The organism is Tessaracoccus sp. MC1756 (assembly GCF_014164735.1).
In the GTDB taxonomy this organism is placed as follows: Bacteria; Actinomycetota; Actinomycetes; order Propionibacteriales; family Propionibacteriaceae; genus Arachnia.
The window spans coordinates 60,170-76,909 of the sequence record NZ_JACJFZ010000005.1 but is presented as its reverse complement, the minus strand read 5'-3'; the positions used below and the strand labels follow the sequence as shown (position 1 = coordinate 76,909).

The 16,740-nt window shown below is 69.0% G+C and carries 11 protein-coding genes; 8 read left to right on the top strand and 3 right to left on the bottom strand.

All coding sequences use genetic code 11. The features are described from left to right. Positions 1 to 20 precede the first annotated feature (20 nt). From H5393_RS12005 to H5393_RS14920, 7 genes are all read left to right on the top strand, one after another. Positions 21 to 1,307: a WXG100 family type VII secretion target gene (locus tag H5393_RS12005; RefSeq protein ID WP_182766856.1), complete on the top strand. Its 1,287-nt coding sequence runs from the start codon at positions 21 to 23 to the stop codon at positions 1,305 to 1,307. Beyond that, a complete protein-coding gene (locus H5393_RS12000; protein ID WP_182763038.1) occupies positions 1,307 to 2,254 on the top strand; it encodes a hypothetical protein in 948 nt (315 codons plus the stop codon). Before H5393_RS12005 ends, H5393_RS12000 begins: the two co-directional genes overlap by 1 nt. Before the next feature lie 186 nt (positions 2,255 to 2,440). After that, positions 2,441 to 2,782 carry a hypothetical protein gene (locus H5393_RS11995; protein ID WP_182763037.1) on the top strand — a complete coding sequence of 114 codons (342 nt, stop codon included), beginning with the start codon at positions 2,441 to 2,443 and terminating at the stop codon, positions 2,780 to 2,782. Position 2,783: 1 nt separating this feature from the next. Next, positions 2,784 to 3,482: a hypothetical protein gene (locus H5393_RS11990; RefSeq protein ID WP_182763036.1), complete on the top strand. Its 699-nt coding sequence runs from the start codon at positions 2,784 to 2,786 to the stop codon at positions 3,480 to 3,482. A 185-nt stretch (positions 3,483 to 3,667) separates the two neighbouring features. Then, on the top strand, positions 3,668 to 4,429 hold the full coding sequence (locus tag H5393_RS11985) for an MIP/aquaporin family protein (RefSeq protein WP_182763035.1): 762 nt from the start codon (positions 3,668 to 3,670) through the stop codon (positions 4,427 to 4,429). Positions 4,430 to 4,471: 42 nt separating this feature from the next. Further along, positions 4,472 to 5,992 (top strand): glycerol kinase GlpK, encoded by a 1,521-nt coding sequence (gene glpK / locus H5393_RS11980; RefSeq protein ID WP_182766855.1) that lies wholly within the window; start codon positions 4,472 to 4,474, stop codon positions 5,990 to 5,992. Between the two features lie 168 nt (positions 5,993 to 6,160). Beyond that, a complete protein-coding gene (locus H5393_RS14920; protein WP_182763033.1) occupies positions 6,161 to 8,299 on the top strand; it encodes an ATP-dependent DNA ligase in 2,139 nt (712 codons plus the stop codon). 9 nt (positions 8,300 to 8,308) lie between these two features. On the opposite strand, the gene murJ is transcribed toward H5393_RS14920, so the two are convergent. The 3 genes from murJ to H5393_RS11960 are packed head-to-tail and all read right to left on the bottom strand — an operon-like array spanning position 8,309 to position 14,812. Beyond that, entirely contained in the window at positions 8,309 to 11,953 is a 3,645-nt protein-coding gene (gene murJ, locus H5393_RS11970) for a murein biosynthesis integral membrane protein MurJ (protein WP_182766854.1), read from the bottom strand. Continuing rightward, on the bottom strand, positions 11,950 to 13,860 hold the full coding sequence (locus H5393_RS11965; RefSeq protein WP_255436508.1) for a DUF6049 family protein: 1,911 nt from the start codon (positions 13,858 to 13,860) through the stop codon (positions 11,950 to 11,952). The genes murJ and H5393_RS11965 overlap by 4 nt, the downstream gene beginning before the upstream one ends. A 7-nt stretch (positions 13,861 to 13,867) precedes the next feature. Beyond that, positions 13,868 to 14,812, bottom strand: a complete 945-nt coding sequence (locus H5393_RS11960; protein WP_182766852.1) for a 1-phosphofructokinase family hexose kinase — start codon at positions 14,810 to 14,812, stop codon at positions 13,868 to 13,870. A 107-nt stretch (positions 14,813 to 14,919) separates the two neighbouring features. Here H5393_RS11960 and H5393_RS11955 point away from each other — a divergent pair, with 107 nt between their 5' ends. Then, a complete protein-coding gene (locus H5393_RS11955; protein WP_182766851.1) occupies positions 14,920 to 16,731 on the top strand; it encodes an ABC transporter ATP-binding protein in 1,812 nt (603 codons plus the stop codon). Positions 16,732 to 16,740 lie beyond the last annotated feature (9 nt).

Sequence of the window (16,740 nt, the reverse complement as noted above, 5' to 3'; positions counted from 1 at the left end):
TATGCCCGGAGGAGATGGCTATGGGTGACGCTGACGAGGCGTGGGAGCAGCTGATGAAGCGGGCCGCCGAGGGCGGTTTCGCCGGGCTGCGTGCAGATTCAGATGACGAGATCGACGACACAGACCTGGGCGAAGCACCCATCAACCCCAACTCCACCGGAGCCAAGGGCAAGAAGGGCGCCGGCGGCCCGGCGATGATGCCGCCCATGATGGGTGGCCCCGGCGGCGCGGGCCGCCCCGGCGCACCCGGTGGCGTGGCCCCCGGAGACATGGCGGGCGCCATGGGTGGCGGGATGATGCGAGGCGCCCCCGGCGCGGCCGGAGCCGGCATGCCCGGTGGTGCCACGTCGATGGGCGGCGGCCTCGCCGGAGGCGGCGCGGGCGCCCCCGCAATGGGCGGTGGGCCCGGTGGTCCGGGTGGCCCCATGGCAGCGGGCCTCGGCCCGGACGGGAGCGGCCCCGGAGACCCTGGCCACGTCCTGCGGCCCGGTGACCCGGGCTATGTGCCCCGTCCGGGTGATCCGGGCTATGTCCCCGGCCCTGGGGAGCCTGGCTACATGCCGGGGCCCGGCGAGCCGGGCTATTCACCCCGCCCCGGGGAGCCCGGCTATTCACCCCGCCCCGGGGAGCCCGGCTATTCACCCCGCCCCGGGGAGCCCGGCTATTCACTGCGTCCGGGTGATCCCGGCTACGTGCCGCGTCCGGGTGATCCTGGCTACGTCCCCGGCCCGGGCGATTCGGGCTACGTCCACGGCCCGGGCGATCCCGGCTACGTCCCCGGCCCGGGCGATCCCGGCTACGTCCCCGGCCCGGGCGATCCGGGCTACGTCCCGCCGTCGCCCGGCTCAGAGGGTCCCTCGCCGTACCAGCCGCCGAGCTATCAGCCACCCTCCTATCCGGCGCCCTCATCCCTCCCCGCGTACCAGCAGCCCGGCGCCGAGGGTTCTGGGCAATACACGTCACCCAGTTACCCGACAGGCCCAGGGTCGTACTCACCGTCCGGCGGCGGCTCGGGCGGCGGCGGGAGCACCGGTGACTATCAGGTGGATCCGGCCCAGCTGGAGGCTGCAGCCCAGGAATGGGAGGATCTGTCCGGTGAGATGGAATCTGTGACGTCGACCCCGGTCCCCACCGAATTCGGTCTGGTGCCGGACCTCGGTGTGAACTCCCTGACGTCGTCCACCACTGACTGGTCCTCCGGGGCGGGCGGCGAGTACAACACGATCTCGTCGATGCTGCGGGCGTCGGCCAGCGACTACCGGGGCACGGAGCAGGCCAATGCCCAGCAGGCGAAGGGGATGATCTGATGATTCTGCCGATCAATCTCGTTGACGGGTTGTTCATCAAATTCGGCGGCCAGCCGAGCGGATTCTCCCTGACCGAAGCGGAGGGCGTGGGGGCCCACCGGCTCGGGCCAGCCGCCGATGCGCTCAAGGCTGCCGTCGACGCCGCGGTGGAGGCGGATCGGAAGGACTCCGTGAACTGGTGGGACGAGTTCCTGTCGTTCGTGGAGCACGGACTCTTCGGCTACCAGCAGGACCGCCGCGAGTTTGAGGCGAAGGGCGAGAAGATCATCCGGGATCTTCAGCGCGAGGTTGAGGCCGTTCGCGAGCAGATGACGGTCGTCCGAACGGAGGTGGGGCATGTCCCCGGGGACCTTGAGGCTGATGCGAGACGGTGGCGCACCAAGGCCGACCAGGTGTCACAGATGCGCAGCAGGATCACTGCGCTGCGACAGATCCCCGGCTGGGTCAGCGGAGCAAGTAGCAGTTACACGGCGCGCAGCATCGTGCAGGACGGCGCGACGGAGGAACTGCGGGGGTTGGCCACCAGCATGGCCAATGCGATCAGCCAGCTCGCGCTGTTCAATCGAGCGCTCTTCCTCGTGATGGAGCGCGAGATCAAGGCCACCACCCAGGCTGTCCAGAGTCTGCAGCCTGGCGCCAAGGGCTATCACTACCGACGGGTTGCCAACGCGCTCGATCTTCTGAGGGCGTTGCGGACGAACCTGCAGGACGCCCAGTTCGGACGCCCTGTCCGAGACAGCGCCGATGCGCTTGCCGGCAAGGTGACGGAATGCCTCTCGGCTCCTCAGTTGCTTCAGCCTGGCACGTGGCCCACAGGCGGTGGGCAGGCCTCTGTCCCGCCGGCCCCCACGGACTCGGTGCCGGATCCGGATGAGGCAGAATCACGGGTGGACGATCCGGCCGGCGCCCAGCGGCCCGGCGGAACCAACGACGGGGTGAAGAGGTAAGGAATGCGTGGAGCCGTTTCGATGGGATTGCGGTCCCTGGCCGCCTGCAGTGTCACGCTGTTGATCGTGAGCACCGGCTGCACCCCGGACGGCCCGGCACCCCCCAGCCCTACAGGGACTGTTGAGGCGTCGACGGATGCTCCCTCGGCGACCCGGTCGTCCAGTGACCCGGCGGCCACTGGGTCGGTGCAGCTGGAGGAGTTGGGCGAGGACGATTACCCCACGACCGTCGGGGATTTCACCCTGAACTGGCTGCTCGGACAGCCGGTGTACGACGCCGGAAAAGCGGATCGGATCGTTGTTGCGCCCTGGGCATGGAGTGAGCGGGCGGCCGAGTGGAGCGAGGGCCTCGAGAATGGGCAGACAGAACTGCGCCCCGGTGTCTGGTGCTACGAGGCGAATGACGCGCAATGGTGCGTCGGGAACTCGGCGAGCGGTCGCCTCTTCCTCAACCGGGACATGTTTGACACCTTGACGCTGGACGAACTCGCCGCCTGGACCGAAAGCTTCGTGGCGGAGGTTCCCTGACGTGACCGAACTCGACGACGACCTGGACCCGCTCGCGCCGCCACCCTACGGCGGCGATGAGCCCGAGGAAGAGGCGATCGACGAATCCGACGGCGGGTTCTCAGACCGCGAAGGCATTGTGCGCCTCTGGTCTGAGCACGGCCGCCTCACCAAGGTGCGGCTGAGCCCCGTCTGGTTCCACAAGGTGCCCGACGCCGCGGCGTTGGAGGCCCGGTTCCGCGAGGCGCTGATGCTGTCGACCCTCCAGCTGGCGGCACCGCCAGAACCCGGTGCGGCTCCCGAGGAGCCCGAACTGCCCCGTGAAGTGCGCGAGCGTCTGCGCGACCTGCCCGCGCTCAGCCGTCGGTCGCTGGTGTTGTTCGACACCCTCGGCCGGGACCTCGACGCGCGGCATGCCGCAGCCCTGGCTGCGACCCGGCAGACGGAACCAGCCGTGCCGGCCCGGGGCCGCTCGAAGGGCGTCACCGTCATCCTCAACGTCGACGGTGGGGCGGAACGCATCATGTTCGATCCGAAGTGGCTCGACGATGCCCAGGTGGGGTCGATCTGTACCCACATCATGCTGGCGGCCGAACGGGCCTATGCGCGCCACAATGCCGTCGAGCTGCCACCTGCTGCGCTGGATGAACTGGCCCAGGAGAGAGACCTCATGAGGGCGGCGCTGCTCACCATGCTGCAGCCGCGCGACAGGCGGCCCTGACAGCGTCCTTTCTCCCAATCGGGCGCGGCGCACGGCGATTCAGCACGCAGTTATGTGCACCGGTGTCTAAGACCTGTGCACAGGTGTGCACGGCTGTTGCAATGACGTGCAACTTGCTCTTTGCTGGGGTCAAACGCGTCTATGGAAGACGTCTATCTGACACTGCAGTCAGGAATGGAGAAATCATGGGAACCATCTTCCTCTCTGAGGCCGTTGGCTCGATGCTGCTGCTGCTACTCGGTGGTGGCGTGGTGGCCAACGCATTGCTCGCCAAGACCAAGGGCAACGGCCAGGGCTTCCTCTTCATCAACTGGGGGTGGGGCCTCGCGGTGTTCGCCGGTGTCCTCGCCTCCTACGCATCGGGCGGTCACATCAACCCCGCCGTCACCGTCGGCCTGCTCGTCAACGGCGCTGAGGAAATGGGTGGAGAGCCCGTCTCCGTCGGCCTCGTGCTCGTGTACTTCGCCGCCCAGCTCGTCGGTGCCATGGCCGGCGCCGGCCTCGTGTGGCTGTCGTACAAGCAGCACTTCGACACCGAGACGGACCCCAACCTCAAGCTGGCCGTCTTCTCGACCGCACCTGAGATCCGCAACCCGCTCTGGAACCTCATGACTGAGGCCATCGGCACCTTCGTGCTCGTGTTCGTCGTCATCGCGGCCGGCAAGTTCACCGAGGCGGGCGGCGAAGGTCCGGCCAACCTCGGCTGGCTCGGCGCCCTCGGCGTGGCACTGCTCGTCGTCGGTATCGGCATCAGCCTCGGTGGTCCCACCGGTTACGCCATCAACCCCACCCGTGACCTCGGCCCCCGCCTCATGCACGCCATCCTGCCCATCCCCGGCAAGCGCGACTCCGACTGGAGCTACGCCTGGGTTCCGGTGGTCGGCCCCCTGATCGGTGGCGCCCTCGCGGGTCTGCTCGCGATGGTCCTGCTCCCGCCGGTCGCCTGATCGCATCCATCCAACCTCACTGACGAGAAGGACTGAAGACACATGACTGACAAGTACGTACTTGCCATCGACCAGGGCACGACGAGTTCCCGCGCCATCGTTTTCGACCACAAGGGCACCATCGTGTCGGTCGGCCAGAAGGAACACGAGCAGATCTTCCCCCGCGCCGGCTGGGTCGAGCACGACCCGCAGGAGATCTGGCGCAACGTGCGCTCCGTCGTGGCGGATGCACTCAGCCAGGCGGAGCTGAACCAGGGCGACATCGCAGCAGTCGGTATCACCAACCAGCGCGAGACCACCGTCGTGTGGGACAAGAACACCGGCGAACCGGCCTACAACGCCATCGTGTGGCAGGACACGCGCACCGCGAAGATCGTCGACGAACTGGGCGGCGCCGAAGGTCAGAACAAGTACAAGGCCCGCGTCGGCCTGCCGCTTGCCACCTACTTCTGTGGCCCCAAGGTCAAGTGGATCCTCGACAATGTCGACGGCGCCCGCGAACGGGCCGAAGCCGGTGACCTGATCATGGGCACCATGGACTCCTGGGTGCTGTGGAACATGACCGGCGGCACCGACGGCGGCGTACACGTCACGGACGTCACCAACGCCTCCCGCACCATGCTGATGGACCTCAAGACCCTCAGCTGGGACGAGGACATCGCGGCCGACATGACCATTCCCATGTCGATGCTGCCCGAGATCCGCAGCTCCGCAGAGGTCTACGGCGAGGGTCGCGGCAAGGGCATGCTGGCCGGCGTGCCGATCGCCGGCATCCTGGGCGACCAGCAGGCCGCCACGTTCGGCCAGGCCTGCTTCGAGGTCGGCATGGCCAAGAACACCTACGGCACCGGCAACTTCATGCTGATCAACACAGGCACCGAGGTCGTCCCGTCGGAGAACGGCCTATTGACCACCGTCTGCTACAAGATCGGCGACAACGACGCCATCTACGCGCTCGAGGGCTCTATCGCCGTGACCGGCTCGCTGGTGCAGTGGCTGCGCGACAACCTGGGCATGATCTCCTCGGCTCCTGAGATCGAGAAGCTGGCCGCCACGGTTGAAGACAACGGTGGCGCGTACTTCGTGCCGGCGTTCTCCGGCCTGTTCGCCCCGTACTGGAAGTCCGACGCCCGCGGCGCGCTCGTCGGCCTCACCCGCTACGTGAACAAGGGCCACATCGCCCGCGCCGTCCTGGAGGCCACCGCCTACCAGACACGCGAGGTGCTCGACGCCATGGAAGCAGACTCGGGCGTGAAGCTCGCTGAGCTCAAGGTCGACGGCGGCATGACGGCCAACGAGACCCTCATGCAGTTCCAGGCCGACATGCTCGGTGTCGACGTGGTGCGCCCCGTCGTCGCAGAGACCACGGCCCTCGGCGCGGCCTACGCGGCCGGGATCGCCGTCGGTTTCTGGGAGGGCGAGCAGGACGTCATCGACAACTGGGCCGAGGACAAGCGCTGGACCCCGTCGATGGACGAAGCCGAGCGTGATCGCAAGTTCCGCCTGTGGAAGAAGGCCGTGACCCGCACGTTCGAGTGGGTCGACGAAGACGTGAAGGAGTGATCCTTCCGGCTGTGCTTTCATAGCTGGTTCCCGCTGCGCCGCAGGGCCTCCGTCAAGGAGGCCCTGCGGTTCTGCGTTTCGCCAGCTCCCGGCGCGAGGCACACTTAAGTTGTGCACCAAGTCCGCTGCACAACTTCACTCTGCCCCCTCGGGAAGTAGCCTTGGCGCATGGCTGAGCCGGTGATCCTCAAGATCGATGGACCCTACGGCGAGCGGGAGCTGAAACTCTCTTCGCCAGACAAGGTGCTGTGGCCCGACGACGGGGCAGGCGCCGTGACCAAGCGCGGCCTCGCCGACTACCTGCTGGCCGTCTCCGACGCCTTCCTGCACCTGAACGGGCGCCGGCCGATGACGCTGCAGCGGTTCCCAGAGGGCATCGAGGGCGAGGAGTTCTTCTCCAAGCGGCCGCCGCGCGGTGCGCCCTACTTCCTCCGCACCGTCATGTGCACCTACCCGTCGGGCCGACGGCACGAGCAGCTGGTCTTCGACGAGCCGGCGGACCTCGCCTGGGCCGCGCAGATGGGCACCATCACGTTCCACCCCTGGCCGGTGCGTGAGGACGACGTGGACAAGCCCGACGAGTTGCGCATCGACCTCGACCCCCAGCCCGGCACCGACTTCAAGGACGCCGTCAAGGCCGCCCACGCGCTGCGCGAAGTGATGGCCGAGGTGGGCCTCAAGGCCTACGCCAAGACCTCCGGCAACCGCGGCGTGCACGTCTTCGCCCGCATCAGGCCCACCCACGAGTTCCAGCACGTGCGGCACGGCGTGATCGGCATTGCCCGCGAGTTGGAGCGTCGGATGCCGGACCTGGTCACCACCAGCTGGTGGAAGGAGGAGCGCGGCCAGCGCGTCTTCGTCGACTTCAACCAGGCCAACCGCGACCGCACCATCGCCGCCGCCTACTCTCCGCGCCCCCTCCCCGGTGCCCCTGTGTCGATGCCCGTGCGCTGGGAGGACCTCGACGACGTGGAGCCGCACCAGTTCACCGTCCACACGGCGCCGGGCATCGTGGCGGAGCGCGGCTGCGCCTGGGCCGACATCGACGACGAGGCGGGCACCATCGACGGCGCCCTGGCCCTGTGGGAGAAGGACCTCGAGCGCGGCCTGGGCGAGCTCAACTTCCCGCCCGACTACCCCAAGATGCCCGGGGAGCCGCCTCGGGTGCCGCCGTCGAAGCGCCGCGAGGACAAGACCGACGACGACTACCTCGCGCCCAAGGCCGAGCGCGACGCCGAGTGGGGCACCGCCGTCGTGCCGCCGTTCGGGCCGATGCTGGCCAAGCCGGTGAAGAAGCTGCCGAAGGGCGAGTACCTGTTCGAGCCCAAGTGGGACGGCTTCCGCTCGATCATCTGGCGCTCCGGCGACAACGTGGAGATCGGCAGCCGCAACGAGCGCCCGATGACCCGATACTTCCCTGAGCTGGTCGGGGCCATCATCGACAACTTCCCGGACCACTCGGTGATCGACGGTGAAATCATCATGATCGACCCCGAGACCGGGGACCGCCTCAACTTTGACGCCCTGCAGCAGCGCATCCACCCAGCCGCCTCGCGCATCGAGAAGCTGTCGAAGCTCATGCCCGCCAGCTTCGTCGCGTTCGACGTGCTGGCCCTCGGCATGGACAACTACACCGAGAAGCCGTTCAAGGAGCGCCGCAAGGCGCTGGAGAAGGCGCTGAAGAAGGCGAAGCCGCCGATCTACCTGACCCAGGCCACCAGCGACGAGCCGACCGCGATGGAGTGGTTCGAACAGTTCGAGGGCGCAGGGCTCGACGGCGTGATCGCCAAGCCGTTGGACGAGGTGTACCAGGAGGACAAGCGCGTCCTGTACAAACTCAAGCATGAGCGCACGGCCGACTGTGTCGTGGCCGGCTACCGCCTCTACAAGGGCGAGACCGAGGCGATCGGTTCGTTGCTGCTGGGCCTGTACACCGACGACGGGACGCTCAACTCGGTGGGCGTGATCGGGTCGTTCCCGATGGAACGGCGGCGCGAGCTGTTCGCGGAAATCCAGACCCTCGTCGACGAATCCGATGCGCACCCATGGGCGGAGATCGCCGCGGCGCAGCGCACGCCGACCTCTGCGCAGCATTCGCGGTGGAACGCGAAGAAGGACCTGTCGTTCGTGCCCCTGCGGCCGGAGCGGGTGGTGGAGGTGAAGTACGACCACATGGAGGGGAACCGGTTCAGGCACACGGCGCAGTTCGTGCGGTGGCGCGACGACCGGGAGCCGGAGTCGTGCACCTACGACCAGCTCGAGGAACCGCTCAGCTACGACCTGGACAAGGTGCTCGGGGCCGGCTGACCTGCCCGGTTACTGCAGCGTGACCTCGGCTACCTCAGCGCGGAACCCGCCCTCGACGGCCGGCAATTCAGTGAAGTACACCAGCACCCACTGGCTCTCCACAGGCTCCGTGAGGGTGACGGTGGCCGTGCCGTTGGCGGCTGGGTCTGCCCCGACGATCTCCCAGTCGGCCTCGGTGCGCATCGATGGGGTCTCGCCCTTCGGCACCCGGATCTCCACCGAGGTGGCGCCCACCAGCGTGAGGGTGACGCTGCTCACCGTGCGCGGCTCGCCCAGGTCCAGCAGCAGGCCCACGCCGGGCTTCAGCCCCCCGAGCTTGGGGTTGCGGAGGTAGCGCATGGTCTGCCAGGTGGTGGCCGGGTCCCCGTCGACGACATTGGCGGCCCGGTCCGGCACTTCCTCGTTGTTGCCGCCGTCGGTCTCCGGGTCGAAGTCGGTCACCTCTGCCACGGTGATGGGCCCGGACGCGACCGTGCTCTCCCCGTTGCCGGGTGTCGTCTCGCCGGGCGAGACGGGAATGGCGCTGGTCCCGCCGGGGGTGGTGGGGTTCGCCGGCTGCGGATCGTTGCCGCCGAAGAGGCTGAAGACCAGTGCGATGGCGAGCCCGATGACGGCCAGCGCCAGCAGGATCCACCAGAGGCGACCGTTGCGGCCGGGGCGTGCGCCCTCCCTGACGGGCGCCTCGTCCTGGCGCGACTCCCGGCCGAAGCCGAAGAGCGAGTCGTCGTCCGAGGCGGCAGGGAGCGTCACAGTGGGGGGCGCGGCCACGGCGTCGTCGGAGCGGCGGATGACCTCCGTCTCGCGGAACAGGGCGGGGCGGGGCGGAACGTCGTCGAGGCCGTGCCACGAGCGCACCCGCTGCTCCAGGTCAAGGGACGCGTCCGCGCTGCCGAGCACCTCGTCGAGGGCGGCGACGAGCTGTGAGGCGCTGAGGATGCGCGGGACGCTCAGGTCGCCGCGCTCCGTGAGCGTGGCTGAGCAGATCCGGTCGAGCGCGGGCGAAATGCCCACCTGCACCGTGTGGGCGGGCGCGGTCTCGCCGGCGATGATGGGGGCCGCCGGCAGGTCCCAGGCAGCGCCGCCGGGCCAATGGCGCACGAGCGTGGCGTACAGCAGGCTGCCGAGGGCGACGACGTCGGCCCGTTCCCGGGTGGACCAGGCCGTGTCCTCCGCGTCGCCGCGGGCCAGCGTGGCCTCGATCCCGAAGCCCACCAGCCGCACCGCGCCGGAGGTGGTGATGATGACGTTGTCCGGGGTGATCTGCTCGTGGAACAGGCCCTGCGCGTGCACGCCGACCAGCGCATCTGCCAGTTCGCGCACGATGTAGGCCGCCTCGATCGCGCTCAGCGGGCCCTTCGATAGCAGGTCCGTCAGCGAGCGCCCGAAGGCGTACTCGGCCACCACGTATGCGCCGATGCCCTGGTCGCGGTCCACCGTCTCGTCCGCGTCCAGGACGCGCAGGAAGCGCGAATCGGTGGCGGCGGCGCCCTTGCGCGCGGCCCGGAGCAGCTCTGGGCTCCGGGGGTCGCCGGGGGCGAGCACGTGCACGACGACATCGCGCGACAGCACCTGGTCGTGTGCCCGCCACGTCTCCGCGCCATGCCGCTCGGCGAGTTGTTCGACGAGTTCGTAGCGCGTGTTGAGCAGCGTGCCGACGCTGGCGATCTGCCCCTTCTGCTCCTCGCGGAAGAGACCCTCCAGGTCCAACGGACCGGTGGGGTCGTCGTCGATGTCGGGTTCGGGATGACGGTCCATGGCGATGTCCTCAACTTCAGCTCCGGCGGCGACCTCGTTGTCGACGGGCCAGGCGGGGTGGGCATCGAACGTGCGCTGCACGATCGGGGGACGGTTACGGATGACGGTGGGCGGCCCCGAGTCGAAGTCGAGCGGGCCGGTGATGGCCGTCATGACGAGCGCCTCGTCGTCGCGGGCGGCGCTGTCATCACGGTCGCCGTGCGGCGCGTCCGTGGCGGGCTGGGCCCCGGGGGTGGCTGGGCCGCGGCGTCCGAAGCGGCTGCTCAGCAGGGTGGAGAGGCTGGTCAGTTCGCGCACCTTCAGCAGCTTGCCGATGCCGACGAAGCTGCCGAGGATCAGCAGCCCGCCCAGCGCCAGCGCCACGACGTTGCCCAGGAACTGGGAATCGATCAGGCGGGTCAGCCAACCGGCAAGGAAGTAGGCGGGCACGCCGCCGACGGCCGAGGCCAGCAGCAGCCGGAGGATGTGCATCCCGATGGCCCCGCCGTCGATGCCCGGCACCCGCCGCTTCAACAGCCGCCAGGACACCAGCACTCCGGCCAGGTAGGCGACCGAGTAGGCCAGCGCGAGCGCGGTGGCCACCCACGAGGACGGCTCGTCCATCCAGGCCTGCGCGGCTGAGACCAGGCCGATGGCGCCCACCATGTTCAGCCCCGCGATGAGGACCTGCACGAGGAACGGGGTGCGGGTGTCCTCTAGCGCGTAGAAGGTCCGCAGCGTCACGAACTGGACGGTGAACGGGATGAGCCCGAGAGCGAAGGCCATCAGGGCCCAGGCCACCAGGTCTGAGCTGGATCGGCCGGCGCCCTGCCCGAACAGGATCCCGGTGGTGGGCTGGGCCAGCGCGAGGAACACGACGGCGGCTGGGACGATCACGATCAACGCGAGCCGCACCGTCTTCATGAACTCCTGGCTGACGCCGTCCGTGTCCCCTGAGGCCGCCAGGCGGGAGGCGCTGGGCAGCATGGCGGTGGCCAGCGACACCGTGATCAGCGAGTGGGGGAGGATCCACAGCAGGTGCGCGTTGGCGTAGGCGACGACGCCGGCGCCCTCGCCGGTGGCCGTGGCCGAGGTGGCGAGGCGTTGCACGACGACCAGCGCGAGCTGGTTCACGGCCACGAAGCCGATGGTCCACTTCGTGAGCGAGAAGGTGTGGCCGAGGCCGGTGCCCTTGAGGTCGAAGCGGGGCCTCAGCTTGAAGCCCACCTTCCTGACGTACGGCAGCAGCACGAGGGTCTGCACGGCGATCCCCGCCGTTGACCCGATGCCCAGCAGGAGGATCTGCGGTGTGGTGAACGCCTGGCTGTGGTCCTGCTGGTTGCCCCAGACCACCAGGTAGGTGCTGAGCACGATGATCGCCACCACGTTGTTGGCGATGGGGGCCCACATCATGGGGCCGAACTTGTCGCGGGCATTGAGGATCTGGCCCAGCAGGAAGAAGGCGCCGTAGAAGAAGATCTGCGGCAGCGTCAGGAACATCAGCGCGATGAGGGAGCCGTACTGCGCCGCCAGACCGGGGTCGCGCCAGGAGCCAGAGGTGTAGATGCGGGCGACGACGGGCGCGCCGATGGTGACCAGCACCGCCACGGCGGTGATGATCAGCATGAACGCCGTCATGATGCGGTTGGTGTAGGCCTCCCCGCCGTCCTCGTCCTTCTTGATGGCACGCACGATCTGCGGCACGAGCACTGTGTTGAGGGCGCCGCCGGCGAAGAGGATGTAGAGGGAGTTGGGCACCATGTCTGCGAGGCCGTAGATGTCGGCCTGACGGGTGGCGGTACCGAGGATGAACGCGAGCAGGGCGACACGGACGACGCCCAGGACGCGCGAGATCAGAGTCCCCGACGCCATCACCGCACTCGCGGAGACCAACCTCTTCGTACTGCTGACCTGACTCACTCGCTCCCCTTCGGCGGAAGGCCTTGATCCGCCCGCGCCCGTTCGCGGCGGACGGCGGCGATGCGCCACGCGGTGCCTCCCAGCACCACTGCACCCGATACGACGATGATGATCCAGCCGACGCGCCCAAGATCGGTGGCCGTGATTTCGATGGGCGGGCCCTCGGAGAGGAGTTGGCCCTCTGCGGTCACCAACCGGGGCCGCACCAGGGCGACACCGTTGGCGGCGGCCTCCGGCGTGATCGTGATGGTGGCGGTGCCCCGTGCGGGCACCTCGACCGCCTTGACGCCCGGCACGCTGATGCGCTGCGGGGCGTCGGAACTGAACTCGACCCCGACGACGATGGGGATGTCCAGTTCGTTGCTGAGCGTGGCGGGGAACTCGTTGACCCGCGCCCCCATCACGTAGTTGGCGGCCGCCCGCAGCGTCACGCGAGAGAGGTCCACCTCCGCCGGCGACGCGGCATTGAGGTAGTCGACGGCGGCGGCCTCCGTTGGGAACCCCTTCGAGTAGACGGTGGCCCCCACGGCGGCCAGGTCGTAGGCCTCGGCGCTGGGGGTGAGGTCCGCCATCAGCGAGGCGTTGCCCGTCTGTTCGTCCAGCGCCGCCACCAGTTCCTGGTAGGCCGCCGGCGTCTGGGCGTCGGCCCAGCGCAGCGGCTCCGCGGGGGTGGTGGTGGCGGGGACGTGCTCGCGGTAGGGCGCGAGCTCGTTGTCGATGGCGGCGGCCTCCGGGGTGTCGATCACGTACAACGGCGGGCGGGGCGCGAGCAGCTCGTCGGCGATCTTGCGGGCCAACTGCACGCCGGCCGGCAGGGCGGTGACCGCGCCCTGCGGGGCTGCGGTGAGCACGCGGGGCGGGCCGACGCTGGCGCCGGTGGCGTTGCGGATCACCACGGTGCTGAATTCGCCCAGTTTGCTGACCAGATCCGTGTTGGCGCCCTCGTCGAGGACGGCCACCGACGGCAGCTCGAGGAGGTCCTCGGGCGTGGCCTCGCGCGCCCAGGCCAGCACACGCGGCAGCTGGCCGGTCGCGTCGACGCGGACCAGATCCGGGTTGGCGAACGGGAGGCGCCACAGGCGACCGTCGTCGGCCAGGGCGTCGACCCGTTCGACCCAGCGCAGCGCCACCCCGTTGGCGGGTCGTGCCTCACCGGCGACGGTGTGCTCGGCGCTGAGCCACTGCACGGCCTGGTAGAGCGCCGGGTCCACGGCGCTGATGACGCCGGGTCGTTCGGCGGAGCTGAGGAGGGTCTCGAGGCGGCCACTGAGCTGCTCCGTGAGCGAGTCGTCGAGGAACGTGCCGTCCGGCAGCCACGAGGGGGTGCCCGCCAACACCACGAGGGCGCTGGAGCCCACCGGCTGCTGCGTGGCGGGGGTGACGACCTGGGCGCGGCCGACCACCATGTTCTCGGCGTCGTCGGGGATGCCGCGCACCTGGACGCCCAGCAGGTAGACCGCGTCGTCGCGGCCGAGGGGGACCTGCGAGGGGCCCTCGGTGACGAGCTCGGCGACGGTGGCGCGGACGGTGAAGTTGGCGCGCTCGCCGGGGCCGAACGGCTCGTCGCGGGTCAGGATGTCGAGGTTTCCGGCGGATTCTTCGAACAACCGGTTGCCGACGGGCAGGTTCGCGGTGATGGAGGTCAGCTCGTCGGTGGTGAGGATGGGCACCGGGGCGCGCCAGAAGTGCACGTTGACGTAGCGGATGGGGGTGGTGGAGACGTTCGTCAGCCGCCCCTGGATCTCGACGACCTGCTCGGGATTGTCCAGATTGAGCGTGGGGGTGGAGATGGAGGTGATCTCCACATCGAGGTATTCGGAGGCTGCGTTGGCCGTCGACGGGGTGCCGACGAGGCCCATCGCCAACAGCATCGCTGCCAGCAGGGCACGCAGCAACCGACCGACCATCACCGTCTCATGGTAGACGGGCCGCGGGAAGATTGAGTTGCGCGCGCTCCCGGAGGGCGGATCCGGCGCGGCCCTCGACGTGCGCGGCGGCGGCCGCCAGGGCGTGCCGCAGCCACTGCGTCGGCTCATCCGAGGCGAGCCGGCCCCAGGCGAGGCCGGCCACGAAGGAGTCGCCTGCCATCACGGACTGGATGGGTCGCTCGACGGGCAGCGCGCCGTACTCCGCGGCTCCGTGGGGGTCCGGGACATAGGCCACCCCGCGCGCCCCCAGCGACACCATGGGTAACCGAACCCCCGCGCGGCGGAGGACCTCCAGCGCGACGGCGACCCGATCCTCCTGCGGTGCGGCCGCGACCTCCGGGATGGCCAGGATTTCGTCGTCGTTGGGCTTGAACGCCAGCACACCGGGCACGTCGAGAGCGGCCACGAGGGCGTCCTTCTGCGCATCGACCACCACCTCCGCGCCGCGTTCCAGCACCGCGCGGGCCACGTCGGCCCACGTGGTGACGGGCAGGCCGATGGGGGTGGATCCGTTGAGGGTGACGATGTCGCCCGGCTGCACATCCGCCAGCAGAGCGTCGACGAGGGGGCGAACGTCGGCCGGCCCGGAGAGGGTGAAGCCCTGCGCGACGAAGTGTGCCGCCACCTTTTCGCCCGCGGCATCGATGAGGGTGAGGTTGTGCCTGGTCGCGCCTGGCACGGTGACGAGCCGGTGCGCGATCCCCTCCGCCGTGAGCCGGCCCGAGTAGTCCTTCTCGTCATCGGCCCCGACGAGGGCGTAGGCGACCGTGGGTACGCCCAACGCGACGGCGGCCCGGGCGCAGCTGATGCCCTTCCCTGAACAGACGCTACGGAAGGCGTGCATCTGGGAGACGCCGCCCCAGACGGTGTCGCCGACGGTGAAGTAGTCGTCGTAGCCCGTGTTGAGGGTGACCGTGCGCAGAGTCCGCATGCCCACAACCTACTCACGCCACCATGTCGGCGCCGCAGGATTGCCCGCGTCGCCTGTCAGGCCGGCGCTGGGGGCAGGGCAATTGTCGGTCGTCGTAGAGTTCAGCTGTGCGCAGCATCATTCGGATCATGGCAACGGCCAGGGAATTGTGGCCCCTCTACGTCAGCATCGTCCTGGGGGCCATCCTGGTGTCGGCCACCGCGCTGCTCACGCCGTTCGTGATCGGCCGGGCCACCGACACCGTCGTCAGCATCGCCTCGGGCGACGGCGGCACCTGGACGGACCTCGTCTGGTACGCCGTCGTGCTGCTGGTGATCGCGCTGGCCAACTCGCTGCTGACCAACATCGCCGGCTACTTCGGCGACCAGATGTCGGTGAAGCTGCGCGCCATCCTGTCGGGTCGCTACTTCCACAAGCTCCTGCGCCTGCCACAGCGCTACTACGACAACGAACTGACCGGCAAGATCGTCAGCCGGCTGAACCGGTCCATCACCTCGATCACCGACTTCCTGCAGACCTTCGCCAACAGCTTCTTCCCCACCGTCGTCACGCTGCTGGCGGTGCTGGTCATCACGGCGTTCTACTCGCCGTGGCTGTCGCTGCTGCTGATCATCATCTACCCGACGTTCGTGTGGCTGACCGCCATCACCTCGCGCCGGTGGATGGTGTGGGAGAAGCAGAAGAACGACCACTACGACATCGCCGGCGGCCGCTTCGCCGAGGTCATCGGCCAGATGCGCGTGGTCAAGTCCTTCGTGGCGGAGAAGCGCGAGCTCAAGGGGTTCAACGAGCACTACGACAACACGCTCACCCTCACCAGGTCGCAGTCCGCGTTCTGGCACCGAATGGACTTCTGGCGCCGGGCCGCGCTCGACCTGGTCTTCTTCGGCGTCTACGCCATCATCTTCGTCCAGGCGGCCCGCGGCGACTACACCGTCGGCGCGATGGTGTTGCTCATCCAGCTCACCGCCATGGCCCGCCAGCCCGTCACCTCCATGAGCTACTGGGTGGACCTCACCCAGCGCGCCGTGGTCGGGAGCGAGGAGTACTTCAATGTGATGGCGGAGATCGACGAGCCCAACAACGCGCTCGAGGCCGAACCCACCGCGGAGGTGAAGTGGACCGACGACGACCCGGTGATCGCGTTCGACGACGTCGACTTCGGCTACGACGACGGTGATGGCGCCGGCGACAACCTGGTGCTGCGCGGCATCGACCTGACCGTCAACCGCGGTGAACGCGTGGCCTTCGTCGGCGAATCAGGCGGCGGCAAGACCACGCTGGTCAACCTCATCATGAAGCTGTACCCGGCCACCAAGGGCGAGATCCGCGTCCACGGCCAATCTGTCCGCGACGTGCCGACGGTGGCGCTGCGCAAGGCGATCGGCGTGGTCTTCCAGGACGCGAACCTGTTCAGCGGCACCATCCGCGAGAACATGGAGTACGGCCGCCCCGGAGCCACCGACCAGGAACTCACCGTCGCGGCGCAGCGCGCCAACGCGCTGGATTTCATCTCCCGCCTGCCCAACGGTTTCGACACCGAGATCGGCGAGCGGGGCATCAAGCTGTCCGGCGGCCAGAAGCAGCGGCTGTCCGTGGCGCGGGCGCTGCTGAAGGACGCCCCCATCCTGATCCTCGACGAGGCCACCAGCTCGCTCGACACCAAGGCCGAGCGGGCCGTCCAGGCCGGGCTCGAGCAACTCATGGTGGGCAGGACCACGCTGATCATCGCGCACCGCCTCTCCACCATCGCGTCGGTGGACCGCATCGTGACGCTCCGCGAGGGCCGCATCGACGAGGTGGGCTCTCCCGCCGAGTTGGCGCGCTCCGGAGGCATCTACGCAGAGCTCCTCGCGCTGCAGGGCTCGGAGAGCAAGGCGGACAAGGCACGCCTGCTCGCGTACGAGATCACGCAGTAAAACGCACCG

Coding starts and splice junctions, on each gene's coding strand:
- H5393_RS12005 (WP_182766856.1), top strand. CDS start 21: ATGGGTGACGCTGACGAGGCGTGGGAGCAGCTGATGAAGCGGGCCGCC.
- H5393_RS12000 (WP_182763038.1), top strand. CDS start 1,307: ATGATTCTGCCGATCAATCTCGTTGACGGGTTGTTCATCAAATTCGGC.
- H5393_RS11985 (WP_182763035.1), top strand. CDS start 3,668: ATGGGAACCATCTTCCTCTCTGAGGCCGTTGGCTCGATGCTGCTGCTG.
- glpK (WP_182766855.1), top strand. CDS start 4,472: ATGACTGACAAGTACGTACTTGCCATCGACCAGGGCACGACGAGTTCC.
- H5393_RS14920 (WP_182763033.1), top strand. CDS start 6,161: ATGGCTGAGCCGGTGATCCTCAAGATCGATGGACCCTACGGCGAGCGG.
- H5393_RS11965 (WP_255436508.1), bottom strand. CDS start 13,860: ATGGTCGGTCGGTTGCTGCGTGCCCTGCTGGCAGCGATGCTGTTGGCG.
- H5393_RS11960 (WP_182766852.1), bottom strand. CDS start 14,812: ATGCGGACTCTGCGCACGGTCACCCTCAACACGGGCTACGACGACTAC.